Source organism: Anaerolentibacter hominis (assembly GCF_032380675.1).
Lineage (GTDB): Bacteria > Bacillota > Clostridia > Lachnospirales > Lachnospiraceae > Anaerolentibacter > Anaerolentibacter hominis.
The window spans coordinates 34,117-51,165 of record NZ_JAWDIX010000003.1; the positions used below are offsets into that span (position 1 = coordinate 34,117).

The following is a 17,049-nucleotide window of genomic DNA, read 5'->3' on the forward strand; positions in this document are numbered from 1 at the left end:
GGTTTATGATACCGGTGCAAAAATCTCTGCCATTCAGGCGCCTGTCCGCATGGTAGTTCGAATAAAAAGGAACCCGCAGGCAGCGCTGTCTGCCGCAGGGAACATTTACCAGTCATATCCGGAACATCCTCTGACGAAATCAGTTCCTGCTTTTTTATGTTAATTCATGAAATATGGGGAACGATAGGTATGAAATATTTATCCGACAGAGCTTTCTGAATAAGCAAAAAGCCCATGTCTGCCGCAGGCTTACCAGGCTCGCGCAGACAAGAAATCAGGCACCGTGATGTCTGAATACATGATGATTATTATTATGCTGACTTCTCTTGTATTATAGGGTATGTTATAATAATTGTAAATAGAGTGAAAATATTTTGAGGTGAAAATCCATGCCCGAATTAGAAACAAATTATATCGTTCTGGATCTGGAATGGACCGGTCATCCAGAAGGTGCAGGAAAAAGCAAATCTGATTTTCCGTTTGAGATTATTGAGATCGGAGCAGTTAAGCTGAATTCCCGGTTGGAAGTGACATCCGAATTTTCCGAATATGTCAAACCTCAGGTCTTCGAGGACCTGCACTATAAAATAAAAGAAATGCTCCATCTGCATCTGTCTGATCTCACGAGGGCCGATCCCTTTGATGTTGTAATACGCCGCTTCTTTTCCTGGTGCGGTACCGGTTACCGATTCTGCACCTGGGGCTCCATGGATCTGACAGAGCTGCAGCGCAACCTGGCCTATTACCAGATCCAGGATGCGTTTACCAAGCCGATTCTCTACTATGATCTGCAGCATATTTTCTCCATTATAATGGAAGATCCTATGCCGAAGTCGCTGGAATATGCCACCGATTATATGGGGCTTCCCAAAAACGCCCCCTTCCACAGTGCGCTGGAAGATGCCAGATACACAGCTTCTGTCTTTCAGAATATGGATTTATCCCTGGTCCACCGCAACTATTCTGTGGACTATTACCGCCATCCAAAGACCCGGGCGGAAGAGATCAATCTGGTATTTGATAATTATACTCAGTTTATTTCCAGGGAATTTCACAAAAGAGAGGATGCGCTGAAAACAAGACGGGTTTACTCGTTGTACTGTCCGATCTGTAATATGCGCTGCGGGAAACTGATCCGCTGGTTTGGTACCAACACGAAAAATTACTACAGTCTGGCCTGCTGCAAAAAACATGGACTTTTTGAGGGAAAAGCCCATGTTAAAAGAACACCTCAGGGTAACTATTTTGTGATCAAGACCACCCGGCTTGTCACGGAGAAGGAAGCACAGGCGCTGAGAGACCGGTACGATATGCTTCTGAACAAGAAGAATGAAAAATTAAAGCAGAAAAAGGAACAGGCCAGACAGGCCAGGAAAAAATAAGCTGCTTTAAATGCAAGCCTTATATAAAACAAAGAAGGTGCCGCAAAGTTTTATCAGCTTTGCAGCACCCTTATTCTTTCACTTCATTTATTTACACAGCGGCATAAGCGGCTTCCACTATCTCTTCTTCCACTTCGTCACAGGCCTCCTGGTATTTCTCCAGTATAATCGCCTGAATACGGTTTCTAGTCTCGGAATTGATGGGATGTGTAATGTCTCTGTATTCGCCATCGCTGGTCTTTCTGCTGGGCATCGCGATAAATAATCCCTTTTCCCCTTCAATTACTCTGATATCATGAACGACAAATTCATTATCCAGAGTAATGGATACTACCGCTTTCATCTTGCCCTCTTTATTTACCTTTCGTACTCTCACATCTGTAATCTGCATAGAATTACATCCTCCTCGCTACATTCATAAAACCCCTCATCCGCATTGCCCCTGATCGGGAAGTGCTTCTATGACATCAGACACACTGCCGGATACAATAGTTTTTATAAAACATATCTTTCGTTCTTTTCCAGCACAACCCGGATTCCGTTTTCACCGCGGTAAGCGGAGTTGCTGCGAAGTGTATCCCTGCTTTCTATAATACAGTTTTCAATCCAGGTGTTATCTCCTATATAAACATCATCCATAATAATTGAATTCCGTATAATACAGTTATTGCCCACATAAACCTTCTTGAAGAGAACAGAGTTATAAACTTCTCCATTTACAATACATCCTGTGGCAACCAAGCTGTTTTCCACTTTCGCTCCATGATTGAACTTGGCAGGAGGCAAATCATCCGCCTTTGAATATACATTCGGATACTCCTTAAAGAAATAGTCCCTGACGTCCTTCTTCAAAAAGTCCATATTCGTCTGATAGTACGCGTCTACAGTTCCAACATTGCTCCAGTAGGTTGCCATCGGATAGGAATAAATCCGCTTCACGCTGCGGTAACGCACCAGGATATCCTGAACGAAATCATACCGCCCCTCGCTGGTGGTCTCCTCCAGAAGCTGAATCAGCAGCCTTCTTCGGATGACATAAATACCGGTGGAAATCAGGTTCGTCTGTGCCACAACCGGCTTCTCTTCAAAGGATACAATACGGCCGTCATCATCGGTCTTAACCACTCCGAAACGGCTTGCATCCTCCCAGTTGGGAAGATCCTTGGTTACGATCGTAATATCCGCCTTCTTCTCAATATGGTACTCCAGTACCTTATTGTAATCCAGCTTATAAATTCCGTCGCCGGAAGCAATAATCACGTAGGGTTCATGGCTTTTCTTCAGAAAACCGATGTTCTGCATCATCGCATCCGACGTACCCCGATACCAGTTGCTGTTCTGGGTTGTAATCGTCGGGTTCATAACGAAAAGACCGCCCTGCTTTCTACCGAAATCCCACCATTTGGATGAGTTCAGATGCTCATTCAGTGATCTTGCATTGAACTGGGTAAATACGGCAACTTTATTTACATGAGAATTAGACATACTGCTGAGTGCAAAATCAATCGCACGGTAGCCGCCGGCTACCGGCATGGCTGCTGTCGCTCTCCTCGTTGCCAGTTCTCCCATCTTGGTACTGGTTCCTCCAGCTAAAATTACACCTAATGCTCTCATATTATCTGTCACCTTCTTTCATCAATGCGGCTCCGCTTTCCAGCATTTTGCCCGGATAATCTTCCAGGGTCGTCTCACCGGAAATCACGGTATTCTTACCGATTATAACGTCAGAAGGGATGATGGACCGCTCACCGACTGTAACCAGATCATTATTATAAATATCCGGCCGCAGAACATTCGGAGTGCTGTCACCGATACCCATCTCTACATTGTCACCAATCTCCACATTCTCCGATATAATACCCTTATAGATCTTCGCGCCGGCACCGATCTTCGCATAATTCATAATAATAGAATCACGGATTACAGCGCCCTCTCCGATCTCCACACCGGAGCCAATGACAGAATCATATACCTCGCCTGCAATCTCACAGCCGTCACCCACAATGGTTCCCTTCACCGATGCGGTCGGAGCAATGTACTGGGGCGGCAGTGCCTCAGTCTTCGTATATATTTTCCAGTATTCCTCATACAGATTAAATACAGGAACCAGATCAATCAGTTCCATATTGGCTTCCCAGTAAGATGCAAGAGTTCCCACATCCTTCCAGTATCCGTTGTACTCATAGGCAAAAACCCTGTCCCCTCTTTCGTGACAGTAAGGGATAACATGCTTGCCAAAGTCACATCCCGGCTGGTCCTTCAAGGTAATCAGCACTTCCTTCAGGATGGACCATTTAAATATGTAGATACCCATAGACGCCAGATTACTTCTGGGCTTCGGCGGCTTCTCCTCAAATTCCAATATCCGCTTTTCGTCGTCCGTAATCACAACACCGAACCGGCTGGCCTCATCCATCGGAACCGGAATGGTAGCCAATGTGATGTCCGCATTATTTGCCTTGTGGAAGTCCAGCATAAGCTGGTAGTCCATCTTATAAATGTGGTCACCACCTAAGATAAGTACGTACTCTGGATTATAATATTCCATATATTCCATGTTCTGGTAAATCGCGTTAGCCGTTCCCGTATACCACTCACTGTTGTCGGTCCTCTCATATGGAGGAAGAATCGAAACACCCCCCACATTACGGTCCAGATCCCACGGAATTCCTATTCCGATATGGGTATTTAATCTCAATGGCTGGTACTGAGTCAATACACCAACTGTATCGACACCCGAGTTTATACAGTTACTTAAGGGGAAATCAATGATACGGTATTTTCCTCCGAATGCAACTGCTGGCTTGGCAATTTTTGCTGTCAATGTTCCAAGCCGCGAGCCTTGTCCTCCGGCAAGAAGCATGGCAATCATCTCTTTTTTAATCATATGATCACTCCTTGTCTCTTATATGAGCCTATTATACCATCTTAATCTGAAAAAGTATATGCTTTTTTGAACTTTATCACTAATTTTTTTCTCTATACGTCAAGAAATTATACAACATGCACAAATAACTTTTCTTTTTTCATACAATTCGACCCCTTGTAAAGTCCGGGTTAGAAAATACGTTGTTTTTTTATCGCTTTCGGTTATAATGTAGAATAGAATGTTTACATAAGAGTGCCCGTTACGGGCATATAAGACAGACTTTATTTTCCAAAAAGGTAGGATAATTATGTATAAAATTGACTTTGAGCACCCTGTCCATGCACATTTTATTGGAATCGGCGGAATCAGCATGAGCTGCTTTGCCATGCTTCTTCACTCCGAAGGATTCACCGTAAGCGGGTCCGACGGTAAAAAAACGCCGCTCACGGAAGAAATGGCATCACAGGGCATCTCTATATTATACGGACAACGTGCCTCAAATATTACTGAAAATATAGATTTTGTTGTTTATACCGCGGCAATTCATCCGGATAATCCGGAATTTGCAGCTGCTAAGGCAGCAGGTCTTCCCATGCTGGGCAGAGCGGAAATGGTTGGACAGGTGATGGAAAACTACGAGAAATCCATTGCTGTCTCCGGAACTCACGGCAAGACTACCACAACCTCCATGATTGCCCATATCCTTCTCGCAGCCGATCTGGACCCGACCATCTCAGTCGGAGGAATGTTAAAAGCCATAGATGGCAATCTGCGCATCGGTAAGTCCGAATATTTCCTCACGGAAGCCTGTGAATATACCAATAGCTTCCTGCACTTTCGTCCCCGCATGAGCATCATCCTCAATGTGGAGGCCGATCATCTGGATTTCTTCAAGGATATAGAGGATATCCGCCATTCTTTTAAAACATTTGCGGACCTTCTTCCTGACGACGGACTTCTTATTATAAATGGGGAAATCCCGGATGCCGGGTATTTCTATTCCGATCTTTCCTGTAAGGTTATTACCTACGGTCTGGGAGACGGAGAATACGATTATTCCGCGGACAATATCACTTTTGACCGGCTGGGCCGGGCTTCCTATGACCTTATCCGGCATGGCAGCCTGCTGGGAAGAATCAATTTGAATGTAGTAGGGATACATAATGTATCCAATTCCCTTCCTGCCATCGCGCTTGCGCTGCATCTGGGGCTTCCCCTGGACATCATCCAAAACGGCCTGACTTCTTTTACAGGTACAGACCGGCGTTTTGAATATAAAGGGGAAATCGGAGGGGTAACCGTTATTGATGACTACGCCCACCATCCAACGGAAATAAAGGCAACTTTATCCGCTGTTTCCAATATGGACTTCAACCGGGTATGGTGTGTATTCCAGCCCCATACTTATTCCCGTACCAAGGCTCTGTTTCAGGATTTTGTTGACGCACTTTCACTGGCAGATAATGTGATTCTGGCAGATATCTACGCAGCAAGAGAGAAAAACCCCGGAGATATCTCCTCCAGGGATCTGAAAAGGGAACTGGAAACAGCAGGGAAAAATGTATGGTATTTTCCATCCTTTGATGAAATAGAAAATTTTTTATTAGAAAATTGTACACAGGGCGACCTGTTGATAACTATGGGTGCGGGAGACGTTGTAAACATTGGAGAAGCGCTTCTCGGAATGTAGTTATCCACATTATCCACAATCTTATCAACATTTTGTCGATGATTTGATTGTGGATATTTTTTATGAATCTACAATTATAGAATAATTTGAATTTTATTAACCCTTTTAAAGGCTTTCGCCACAATCTGACAGATTTCGCCATTGTACTATCCACATTATCCACACCCAGTTTTTAGAAGCTGTTGGGGATTGGAGTCCTATTTTCAATTAAAGAAATGTATGTTATACTAATTCACAGGATTATAAGATCAAAAACATAAGAAAAAGAGTAACCATTAAGAATGAAAGTGAACCTGTTTTCCTCATTTTCATTCTCTCTTTTTCGCTTTTGGACGGCCATCTGCACTGTTTTGACAAGGAATAAAACAGGTTTTTCCGGGTGCATCCGGCGGTCCAGGTACATAAATGGGGTTTGAATATGACGACGGAATCGGAGCAATTTATTTTGACGCAGGCTCAGGATACTTCTAAAATAGAGGTTTCCTGCGCTTTTATTGACAATTATATGCCGGCGGCCAGCGGCGCCTATGTAAAGATATATCTCTATCTTCTCCGCTGCCTGATGAGCTGCGGCACAGATGCTCAGGGCAAGTGTTTCTCTCTTTCTTATCTGGCAGGTCGTCTGGGAGATACGGAGGCGGATATCAATCATGCAATCTGTTACTGGGAAAAACAGCGTCTTCTGACCGTGACCCGGGATGGCTCCGGCCATATCACGTCTATCATCGTAGAAGATCCGGACCGTCTGGCCCGGCGTGAGCAGCCCGTCCCGGCTTCTGAACCTGTAAACCAACTGCCCAGCGCGCCGGTAAAGCAGGCGGCATCTGAAACGCCGGCGGCAAGGGAAATCGCCGCCACCTTTACTGCAGCCAGCATGAAGGCACTGCCGGATAATGAGGAGACCAGAGATCTGATGGATATTGTTGCTATGTATCTGGAACGGCCTCTGACGGCAACCGATACCCAGCTGCTGACATTTCTGCTGGAGGATCTTAACTTTTCCCATGATCTGATAGACTATCTGTATGCCTACTGCGTGACAAAGAATAAAAAGAATCCCTCTTATATTGAAAAAGTTGCTCTTGGCTGGAAAGAGGACAAGGTGGATACTATAGAAGCGGCTAAGGCGGAGGTAGCGCTTTATGATCACGGTTTCCAGGTGGTGAATAAGGCCTTCGGCCTGAACCGTACTCCAGGTCAGATCGAGAGACAGTACATAAAAAAATGGTTTCGTGAGTATGGATTTTCTGATTCTATCGTCAATGAGGCGTGCAGCCGTACCCTGATGAGGATACAGAAACCGGATTTTTCCTATGCCGATTCCATTCTGTCCGGCTGGCATAAAAATAAGGTGCGTACCCTCAAGGATGTGAAGGTGCTGGATGATTCTTATATGGCCCGGAAGGCTGAGCGAAACGTAACGTCATCTCCCGCCAAGGGGACGGCCCATGCATCCAAAAACAAATTTCTTAATTTCCCGCAGCGTAATTATTCCGCAGAGGAGCTGGCCGAGATGGAAAAGCGGCTGCTTCAGAAAGACTAGGAGGCAAGCCACATGGCTTTAAGAAATGATCAGTACAACAGGATAAGCCGGGATTATGACCGCCGAAGGTTTGAGAATAAGCATAATATGGATCTTCGCAGGGAGGAAATATATGCCGCAATACCGGAACTGACTGAAATAGATAATGCAATCGTATCTGCATCCATGGCCTATGCCAGGGAATTAATTTATAACAACAGCGACAGCCTGGAGGAACTGCAGGCTCATAATGAATCGCTTGCCCTTCGTAAAAAGCAGCTTCTCACAAAGCATGGTTATCCGGCGGATTATCTGGAACCGGTATACTCCTGCCCTGACTGTCAGGATACCGGTTATGTCAACGGCAAAAAGTGTCATTGTTTCAAACAGGCAATCGTAGATCTGGTGTATGCGCAGTCCAATATCAAGGCTATTACGGAAAGAGAGAATTTTTCTCATTTTTCCTATGATTATTATTCCGACGACTATGTGGAAGAGAGCACCGGTCTGACCCCCTGCGGAAACATTCACCGAATCGTCAAGAGCTGCCGCAGCTTTATCGAAGAGTTTGATACCTCCTATCAGAATCTGTTTATTTATGGAAATACCGGGGTAGGCAAGACCTTCCTGCTGAACTGTATCGCCAAAGAGCTTCTGGATTCCGCTCATTCGGTACTTTATTTTACAGCGCCCCGATTCTTTGAGATTCTCAGCAGGAGCACGTTCGGCAGAAGCTATGAAGAGGCTCTGTCTGAGGAACAGTATTATTACATTTATAATTGCGATCTTTTGATTATAGATGATCTGGGAACGGAATTAAATAACAGCTTTGTCTCTTCCCAGCTCTATCAGTGTATAAATGAACGCCACTTAAACCAGCGTTCCACTGTGATTTCCACCAATCTTTCCTGGAATGATCTGACTGCCAATTACAGCGAGAGGATCTTCTCCAGAATCACAAGTGAATTTACGATTCTAAAGATAACCGGGGATGATATCCGGTTGAAAAAGGGAATTGCCCGGTAAACCCGGATACGAAATGTCTTTTATTTAATACTCTTATTGACGAATCAAATTCGCGTATGCTATAGTTTATCCGCGGGTGTTTGTCTGATACGGACAGTACGCCCCTTACATTTCATTTTTTTGTCTTTCTAATCAACTGTACCGTGTCCTCCGGAACACGCCGGAAGCGGTGCTGCCACTCTATCTATGAGGCAGAATTTATCAGTCAAGTAATGGTACCACCATTTTAAAAATACATATTGATCACACAATTATGGAGGAAGATAAAATGCCGCAGCAGAAAATTTTAGTTGAAACCATTCCTGTAGGTTCTCTGGGAATACTGGCCCTGGAAAGCAGCAAAAATCTCGGTCAGAAGATCAACGATTACATTGTCGAATGGAGAAATGACAGAGATCATGAACATTTTTCCAACATTGCATTCAGCGGGTATCAGCGCGATTCTTATCTGATCGATGCGGAGTGCCCCAGATTCGGAACCGGCGAAGCCAAAGGTATCATCAAAGAATCTGTTCGTGGGGATGACATCTATCTGCTTGTGGATGTCTGCAATTACAGCCTTACTTATTCTGTATGCGGACATGTTAACCACATGTCTCCGGACGATCATTATCAGGATTTAAAGAGAATGATCTCCTCCATCGGCGGCAAGGCGCGCCGTATCACCGTGATTATGCCATTCTTATATGAAAGCAGACAGCACAAACGCAGCGGCAGAGAGTCCCTGGATTGTGCGCTGGCTCTGCAGGAGCTGACAAATATGGGTGTGGAGAGCATTATTACCTTTGATGCCCACGATCCCCGTGTTCAGAATGCGATTCCTTTAAAGAGCTTCGAAAATGTTCAGCCCACCTATCAGTTTATCAAAGCGCTTTTGCAGCATGTTCCGGATATCCATATGAATGCGGAACATATGATGGTGATCAGCCCCGATGAAGGCGGTATGAACCGTGCCGTATTCTTTGCCAATGTTCTGGGTGTGGATATGGGTATGTTCTATAAGAGAAGAGATTACACCACGATCGTGAACGGACGTAATCCTATCGTTGCTCATGAATTCCTGGGAACCGATATCGAAGGCAAGGACATGCTGATCATTGATGATATGATTTCATCCGGCGACAGTATGCTGGATGTGGCCAAGGAATTGAAGCGCAGAAAAGCGGGACGTATTTTCATCTGTTCCACATTCGGTCTGTTTACCAATGGGCTTGACAAGTTCGATGCTGCCTATGAAGAAGGGCTGATCGACTATGTCCTGACTACCAATCTGGTTTATCAGACAGAGGAGCTGCTGACCAAACCATACTATATCAGTGTAGATATGAGTAAATATATTGCTCTGCTGATTGATGCATTAAATCACGATGCTTCCATTACAGAATTCCTCACGCCGATCAAGCGTATTCAGAGAATTCTGGAGAAATACGGACAGATATAGTTACTATACAAGTTGCATATGTTAATAAAGATTTTAACGAGGCATATTCTCACGCCGAGCGCGGTCGCTTTAGCGTCAGCTTCCACTTCGCGCAAGTGCGATCCTCCGGAGGGTTTTATCGGGAACGCAGTTTCCAATATGATAAGAGCCTTCACAGCTGGTTTTCATCAGGTTGTGAAGGCTCTTCTTATATTTCTGTACCTTTTCTTCGTTTCTATTCGCTTTTCAATTCATCTAATTTCGTTATCTCAACATTGCCCTTCCCGGATAAAATATCACATTCCCTCCTCTGGCAGGTAAATAATAAAATCTGATGCTCGGAGGAAAGTTTTCTTAAGATATTCAGAGCCCCCTCCAAGCGCCTGTCATCATAAAAAGCAAAGCAGTCATCCAGTATAAGGGGCAGAGAATCCTCATACAAGATTTCCCCCACTGCCATTCTCATGGCAAAATACACCTGTTCCGCTGTCCCCGTGCTCACATCCTCAATCCTGGGATACCAGGGTCCCTCCGACAGCTTCACTTCCATATTTTCGTCAAAGAGAAGCTGCTTATGGTTCTCTCCGGCAATTTCATGAAACAGCTCACCTGCTCTCCGCCTGAAATTATTTCCAAAAAACCGCCTTATCGTCTCAGATACCTTTAGAATTGTCTCCCTTGTCAGGCTGATTGCTTCAAGCTCTCTATGCTCATCCTTAATCTGCTCCTCCAACTGGCGGACCTGTTCCAGATGCCACTCGTGATTTCTCAGCCGTTCCTCCAGCTGTTCCAGCTCCCAGCCCATTTTCTCAGTCCGCAGCTTCAGTTCCCCTGCAGCCTCATTTTCCTTTTGAACCCTGGTTTTGATCTGCTGCATATGTGCTTTCAGCCGCTGAGGAAATTCTTCATCCAGGCTTTCTTCCTTATAATACCGATTAACAATTTGTAAAATATCTGCCTCTCTTTGCAGATGCAGATCATTGAGCTGCCCCTTCTTTCCGTTCCACCGCAGCATATACCAGAGTGAACCTGCGGCTGTCACCGCTGCCGCCGCAATACCCGCGGCCAGATTCCAGATAAACAAAAGTATCGTAATTAAAAGTCCGGCCCCCATGAAGGCACCAGCCAGAGGGGAGAATTTGATCTCTTTTCCCGTCTTATCCATTGTAAATTGATAATATTGCTCCAATATCCGGTTCTGCTGCTCCAGGATATTTTCTACCGGCCGCGTATTCTTCTGTTCCTCCTCCGCCTGTTCCATCTGCGTCAGTATTTCCTCCATACGCTCTTCCAGGCGCTGTTCTTCGGCCAGCTGCTGCATCAGATGTTTCAGTTTTTCCTCCGACTTAGCCGCAAGAATCGTTTTTTTCTTCTTGTCCAGCCTGTCCAGGGCCCGTGTCACATCCACCTCCTTGGTACCGGCAAGGCTCATATTTGCCAGATAACTGGACATATTCTTCCCAAAGCCTTTATCTACTTTTGCGCTTCCCTGGGGTATATAGCCCGCATCCATCCAGGCTGATTTGGTTAGGTTTCCCCTTAAGGATTCCCAATCCTCCTCCGTATCCCACTGCCTGCCCGTCTCCTGCTCCGTGACCAGAATACTTTTTCCCTCTCTGGAAAAATTCCGGTGAATCCGGTAGTCCCGGCCTTCCATGGTAAAATCCATAGCGCCCTGATAGCCCTCCGGATTTCCCCATGGCCGGTATTTTGCTGTTTCCGCCCGATCCATTCCAAATAGCATTGCCTTTATAAATGTATGGATCGTGGTCTTCCCGGCCTCATTTTCACCATACAGGACATTCAGGCCCGGCGAAAACCGGATCACTTTATTATTAAATTTTCCAAAATGCGTTAAATACAGCACTTGTATCTTCATTCGTTCCTCCGCCCTGTCCACAAATTATTCTGTCCCTGTCAGGACTTCCATTCCCAGAAAAAGGGCTCTGTCGCAGATTTCATCCGGCGCTCCGCTCTTTCTGACCGCCTCGATATACATACCGATTACATTGTTTTTATTTTCCCGCTCCAGTCCTTCAAAATCATAGTCCGGCACAGTCTCATCTATAATCTGATTGATCCGTCCCAGCTTCTGCATTTCTTCCACCGGAAATATCACATGACGGTCCCGCAGCCCGGTCAAGAGGAAACGATACATGTGCTCTCTGCCGCCCGCCTCAATTTCTTCCTGAATCCGGTGCCTTACCTCCCAGTCTGTCATTCCAGGGATCACTTCGACCCTTACCTGCCTGTATTCTCTTTTGGCAGCAGGTATGAAACGGAAACTTCTTTCCTCTTCTGATAATTCTCCCAAAATATATCCATGGGCCCCTGTCTCATTGATATCCAGCGGCTCGAACGAACCGCAGAAGGCCGCGTTCTTCCTGAGCCACTGCTGTTTATGAATGTGACCAAACGCGGCATAGTCAAACTTCATCATAGCAAGCCAGTCACTGCGGATAGGAAGCCGTCCTTCCTCCCCTCCATGGGCCAGCAGGATATGGTATCCCTCTTCCTGCCCAGGACGGATATCAGAAAGGCGCATACCAGGAGCCTTACGCTGATGATAGCTGAAACCATACAGGTATGTATGGCAGGAGGGCAGATAAATCCGATCCCATTTATCATCCAGAAACAGATGGACATTTTCCGCCCACTTAAAATTTCTATAGTTGGAGCGCGGGGTCAGATAATCGTGATTTCCTGCAATCATGACAACCTGGGTTGCGGGCAGGTTGGCAAAGCCATAGTTAACCTGCTGCAGATCCCGCACCAGCGGCTGGCGGTGAAACAAGTCACCCGCAATCAGTAGCAAATCGGGTTTTTCTTCCTGGCAGATATCAATCAGGCGGAAAAACCCCTCCCAGAGCTCTTCTCTTCTCTCTTCTCCATAGGGCTTGTCCTTGTCCGGTTCCATCCCCAGATGAAAATCCCCTGCGTGAATGAATTTCATAGTAATGTCTCCCATTATTTCCTATATCCTGTAATTTTCCGAACCTGGCATAGCCAGCAAAGCTGTAATCAGCACTGTCCGGAAACTAAATTTCAAAATCTTTTTCCATCTTACCATACTGGCTTCATTATTTCAATCATTGTCGAACTAATGTTTGTCTTGACTTTTGCTCCAATTTTATACATAATAGTTGTCACCGGGGTGTGGCACAGTTTGGTTAGTGCACTTGACTGGGGGTCAAGGGGCCGCAGGTTCGAATCCTGTCACTCCGATGGTTGAACAGGCCGTCGACGAAAGTCGGCGGCCTGTTGTTATGTCTGGATTCATACGGATCGTCGATACAACGGTAAAAAATAATTGTTGGACGAAATTATTGTTCTGTTTTAAGTATGAGGGATGACATAATACCTGCGTCGTAGTATACTTTGTTATAAGTATAAGGAGGGAGTATTATGAAATTATCTAAGCGAATTGTAAAATGTTTATCCATTTTTATGATGGCTTTCATGCTGTCAACATTGTTGCCGGTAACCGGTACGCTTTTCGAGAAAACGGCAGAGGCAGCAGTGAAAATTAACAAGAAAGCAAAAACTATGTATGTCGGGTCATCTTATAAACTAAAAGTCACCGGCACTACAAAGCATGTAAGCTGGAAATCCAGTAACAAAAAAATTGTTACTGTTTCTTCCAAGGGAAAAGTAACAGCAAAAAATCCGGGATCTGCTACTGTCACTGCTCTTATTGGATCAAACGGTAAAGTTACCAAGTTAACCTGTAAAATCAGAGTGAAACCACGTCTGTCATTAGATCGTGATTATGTAGAATGTACAACTGATGATTTCGAAGTAGTTTATTTAACATTCAAAAACGACAAAGATGGAGAAGGTATTATGATCTCCACAGCAGGCAGTGAAGTGGTTAAGGCCAAATTAGGGGACTGGGATGGTGATACGCTACCTATTTATCTAACACCTCTTACCACAGGCGTCGCAACAATTACCGTTTATATAACGCAGGGAAGTGGTCTGGACATGTCGTTCAGTGATACTGGCAGCATAAGTTTCGATGTAAAAATAACCGAAGGTGAAAGTGACGAACTAGACGAATGGATGGACCTTGACACAATAAAAAGCACCTTTGCGAATGTAAGCATCCGCAGAGATGGCAATCAGGTTAAAATTGAAGATACAACACCAGACTTTGATGGCTTTGCCAATCCTGGCAGAAAATTGACTCTGGCCTTACCTCAGACTATGATTCCTCTCCAGGAATACACCAGCAATGGGATTAAAGTCCGCTTAGATGAATACGGTTATTTGCAGCTAAATATATATGATCTTCAAAATAAAATGCCTATATTTAAACAAACGATTAAATAAACTAGCTTTGCTATCTTCTATAGTAAATAAGAATGTATTTTCATACATACCCCCAATAGTAATCGTGCACAATTGAAAACGATGAACTTGGGGGTATTTGTAATCTCTCCCCTCACTCCCTATAATCCTCCCACCTCAAATAAGTAAGATTCTTCTTTGCCACCGGCACACTGCGCATGATATCCTTGTATTGCTCCTCACCATGCAAAGTAAACACAAACCAGCGTGTTTCATTAGGAAGCTTACGTCTAATCCTTCGTATGTAAGGCATATCAATGGCATTTAACGAATGTCCCATAATATAAACCTCAGATACAGAATTTAATAAATCGCCCTCGAAAAGCTCCGGGAATCCCTTCATAATCTTCGCACAGTTCTTGTAGGAGTTCCGGTAATATGTGATCACATACTTTTCATTGACCGCGTTAATTCCGTACTCTGTGTCGTCAAAATAGTACCGGCCCAATTTTTCACCGTGCCCCATAATGAGCCGGCCGCCTTTCTTTCCATGAATATGTACAACGTCAGGTATATGGTAAACATCCTCCAGAACGGTTGTGTAATTAAAATTAACTGCCAGGTTCGCCGGTCCGGATAATAAGCGGTTAAGCTTCCTGTTAGGCTGTAAATGTTTGATATGGGGAGCGATATCCTCAAGCCACTCCTGGAGGTAGGCATTGATATGAAGCGGCATATCTAAAATACGCAGCAGCCGTTTATCGGCCTCTCCCCTGTAGTCATAGGGAGAATTCCAATCCCTGTGTTCCTCCATCATTTCCATCATTTCATAGGAACCGAAGATATTTTCCATATCGTTCCACAAGATCTCTTCCTTTATATGGTCCACCTTATTCCAGTATAGCAGGGAATACAGGCGTATACCCTCTATATAGCCTTCCACGACCTCCGGATGGTGCTGTTTCATAAAGTCCATGAAATCGGTGTATCGGGTGGGGAGGCCGTGAAATAGATCGAATCCATTTCCAATAATAAATAATTTCTTCATATAACTCTCCATACATATTAAATCGAAAACCGAGGTTTTGCTGCTATTGGTATTTTACCCCTGGAAGTTGATCTTGAACATATGAAAGATAGTCAATTCTGTGATGAAAAGTCTGTATATGATCTCCCGCTGCTGTTAGAATATAAGATAATGAAAGCCGCGGTATAATGCGCCTTACATATTATGTAACATAGTTGCAGAAGGAGGCACGATATGAAACGAATTGCTGTTATATCTGATACCCACGGATTGCTTCGGGATGAGGTGAAGGAGCAGTTAATACAGTCAGATTATATTATTCATGCAGGGGATGCCGACACACCAGCCCTCTTACAGGACATCTGCGGGTGCGGTGAGGCCTTCTTTGTCCGGGGCAATAATGATAAAGAATGGGCGGAGGGACTTCCGCAAAATCTTACCTTCATGATTGATGGAATCCGCTTTTTTCTGGTTCATAACCGAAAAGATGTGCCGGATAATCTGTCCGGTGTGGATGTAATCATCTATGGACATTCTCATAAGTACACAGAAGAATGGATCGACGGCGTGCTCTGGATCAATCCTGGCAGTTGCGGCAGGCGTCGCTTCAATCTGGATATCACTATGTGTGTAATGAAAATAAAAGAGGGCCGGTATGAGATTGAGAAAATAACTATTCTCTAACCATACCGGCCAAAGGCAGCCTATGAAAGAAGGGGCAGAAAGTTTTCATATCCCTCCGCCGCCATCTTCTCCTTGGGAATAAACCGGAGAGAGGCGCTGTTGATGCAGTAGCGCAATCCTCCCCTATCCGCAGGGCCGTCGTCAAATACATGTCCCAGATGAGAATCACTTAACCCGCCGCGCACTTCTGTCCGGTACATACCGTGGCTGGTGTCACCAGTTTCCCTGACTGCATCGCTCCGGATGGGCTTTGAAAAACTGGGCCAGCCGCAGTCGGATTCGAATTTATCCGCTGATATAAACAGCGGTTCACCGGATACAATATCCACATAGATTCCTTCGCGGAACTCATTAAAGTAATCATTGTAAAAGGGCGGTTCTGTCCCATTTTCCTGTGTTACATGATACTGGATATCTGTCAGCTTCTGAATCTGTTTGTCATATTTTCCTGTTGATAACGGCTTTTTAGCTCTCTCAAAAGCTTCCTTTGGTATATGGCAGTATCCGCCCGGATTCTTGTCCAGATAGCTCTGGTGATAGTCTTCTGCCGGAGCATACTGCATCAGAGGCACAGCCTCAACGGCAATCGGCTTTTGTGTTCTTTCCTGAAGCTTAACCAGCGCTGTCAGAATCGGCTTTTTATCTTCCTCTCTGGTATAGTAAATACCGGTACGGTACTGGGTTCCGATATCGGCTCCCTGCCGGTTCACCGCAGTTGGATCAATCACCTCGAAAAACCGCGACAGCAATTCTTCCAATGTAATCTTTTCTGCATTGTATACCACTTTTACCGTTTCTGCATGCCCGGTATTGTTATAACATACCTGTTCATATGTGGGATGCTCCATCTTTCCGTTAGCGTATCCGGCTTCTGTACTCAGTACGCCTGGAATGAGGGATATATATTTCTCTATACCCCAAAAACATCCTCCGGCCAGATAAATTTCATTTTTCATATTTATTCATTCCCGATACAGGATTGTTCCGTATCTATCTCCTTTTCTATTAGTATAAACAATCTGTGCCATCTCATAACACCTCGATTGCCGGATAACGAATTTGTTTCTGTCCTCCTGTGACAGGTCCCTTCAAGCGTGATATAATAAATAAACTGTTCTCGGCATCGTTTAACAGGAAAA

14 protein-coding genes and 1 tRNA gene are annotated in these 17,049 nt (G+C 44.8%); 8 read left to right on the forward strand and 7 right to left on the reverse strand.

Annotated elements, in window-relative coordinates:
- Positions 1-389: 389 nt before the first annotated feature.
- On the forward strand, positions 390-1,382 hold the full coding sequence (locus ABCW47_RS11545) for a 3'-5' exonuclease (protein WP_343210085.1): 993 nt from the start codon (positions 390-392) through the stop codon (positions 1,380-1,382).
- A gap of 91 nt (positions 1,383-1,473) precedes the next feature.
- On the opposite strand, the gene spoVG is transcribed toward ABCW47_RS11545, so the two are convergent.
- From spoVG to ABCW47_RS11560, 3 genes are all read right to left on the reverse strand, one after another.
- Positions 1,474-1,773, reverse strand: coding sequence for a septation regulator SpoVG (spoVG, locus tag ABCW47_RS11550; RefSeq protein ID WP_343210086.1), 300 nt, complete (start codon positions 1,771-1,773; stop codon positions 1,474-1,476).
- Positions 1,774-1,877: 104 nt separating this feature from the next.
- On the reverse strand, positions 1,878-2,996 hold the full coding sequence (glgD, locus tag ABCW47_RS11555) for a glucose-1-phosphate adenylyltransferase subunit GlgD (protein ID WP_343210087.1): 1,119 nt from the start codon (positions 2,994-2,996) through the stop codon (positions 1,878-1,880).
- A 1-nt stretch (position 2,997) separates the two neighbouring features.
- On the reverse strand, positions 2,998-4,269 hold the full coding sequence (locus ABCW47_RS11560; RefSeq protein ID WP_343210088.1) for a glucose-1-phosphate adenylyltransferase: 1,272 nt from the start codon (positions 4,267-4,269) through the stop codon (positions 2,998-3,000).
- A 289-nt stretch (positions 4,270-4,558) separates the two neighbouring features.
- Between ABCW47_RS11560 and murC the strand changes: the two genes are divergently transcribed.
- The 4 genes from murC to ABCW47_RS11580 all read left to right on the forward strand — a co-directional run bounded on the left by murC (position 4,559) and on the right by ABCW47_RS11580 (position 9,930).
- A complete protein-coding gene (murC, locus tag ABCW47_RS11565; RefSeq protein WP_343210089.1) occupies positions 4,559-5,941 on the forward strand; it encodes a UDP-N-acetylmuramate--L-alanine ligase in 1,383 nt (460 codons plus the stop codon).
- Positions 5,942-6,359: 418 nt separating this feature from the next.
- Positions 6,360-7,484 (forward strand): DnaD domain protein, encoded by a 1,125-nt coding sequence (locus ABCW47_RS11570; RefSeq protein ID WP_343210090.1) that lies wholly within the window; start codon positions 6,360-6,362, stop codon positions 7,482-7,484.
- Between the two features lie 12 nt (positions 7,485-7,496).
- Entirely contained in the window at positions 7,497-8,489 is a 993-nt protein-coding gene (locus ABCW47_RS11575; protein ID WP_343210091.1) for an ATP-binding protein, read from the forward strand.
- 268 nt (positions 8,490-8,757) lie between these two features.
- The gene (locus ABCW47_RS11580) at positions 8,758-9,930 is read left to right on the forward strand and encodes a ribose-phosphate pyrophosphokinase (RefSeq protein WP_343210092.1); all 1,173 of its coding nucleotides are present in this window, start codon (positions 8,758-8,760) and stop codon (positions 9,928-9,930) included.
- A gap of 214 nt (positions 9,931-10,144) precedes the next feature.
- On the opposite strand, the gene ABCW47_RS11585 is transcribed toward ABCW47_RS11580, so the two are convergent.
- The gene (locus ABCW47_RS11585) at positions 10,145-11,788 is read right to left on the reverse strand and encodes an ATP-binding protein (protein WP_343210093.1); all 1,644 of its coding nucleotides are present in this window, start codon (positions 11,786-11,788) and stop codon (positions 10,145-10,147) included.
- A gap of 24 nt (positions 11,789-11,812) precedes the next feature.
- Positions 11,813-12,862, reverse strand: a complete 1,050-nt coding sequence (locus tag ABCW47_RS11590) for a metallophosphoesterase family protein (RefSeq protein WP_343210094.1) — start codon at positions 12,860-12,862, stop codon at positions 11,813-11,815.
- A 197-nt stretch (positions 12,863-13,059) separates the two neighbouring features.
- Here ABCW47_RS11590 and ABCW47_RS11595 point away from each other — a divergent pair.
- Both ABCW47_RS11595 and ABCW47_RS11600 read left to right on the forward strand, forming a co-directional pair.
- Positions 13,060-13,134: transfer RNA gene (locus ABCW47_RS11595), tRNA-Pro, on the forward strand.
- A gap of 180 nt (positions 13,135-13,314) precedes the next feature.
- Entirely contained in the window at positions 13,315-14,241 is a 927-nt protein-coding gene (locus tag ABCW47_RS11600) for an Ig-like domain-containing protein (RefSeq protein ID WP_343210095.1), read from the forward strand.
- 112 nt (positions 14,242-14,353) lie between these two features.
- On the opposite strand, the gene ABCW47_RS11605 is transcribed toward ABCW47_RS11600, so the two are convergent.
- Positions 14,354-15,247, reverse strand: coding sequence for an AbiH family protein (locus tag ABCW47_RS11605; RefSeq protein ID WP_343210096.1), 894 nt, complete (start codon positions 15,245-15,247; stop codon positions 14,354-14,356).
- A 213-nt stretch (positions 15,248-15,460) separates the two neighbouring features.
- On the opposite strand from ABCW47_RS11605, the gene ABCW47_RS11610 reads away from it, so the two are divergent.
- Entirely contained in the window at positions 15,461-15,910 is a 450-nt protein-coding gene (locus ABCW47_RS11610; RefSeq protein ID WP_343210097.1) for a metallophosphoesterase family protein, read from the forward strand.
- Between the two features lie 20 nt (positions 15,911-15,930).
- On the opposite strand, the gene msrB is transcribed toward ABCW47_RS11610, so the two are convergent.
- A complete protein-coding gene (gene msrB / locus ABCW47_RS11615; protein WP_343210098.1) occupies positions 15,931-16,866 on the reverse strand; it encodes a peptide-methionine (R)-S-oxide reductase MsrB in 936 nt (311 codons plus the stop codon).
- Between the last annotated feature and the right edge of the window lie 183 nt (positions 16,867-17,049).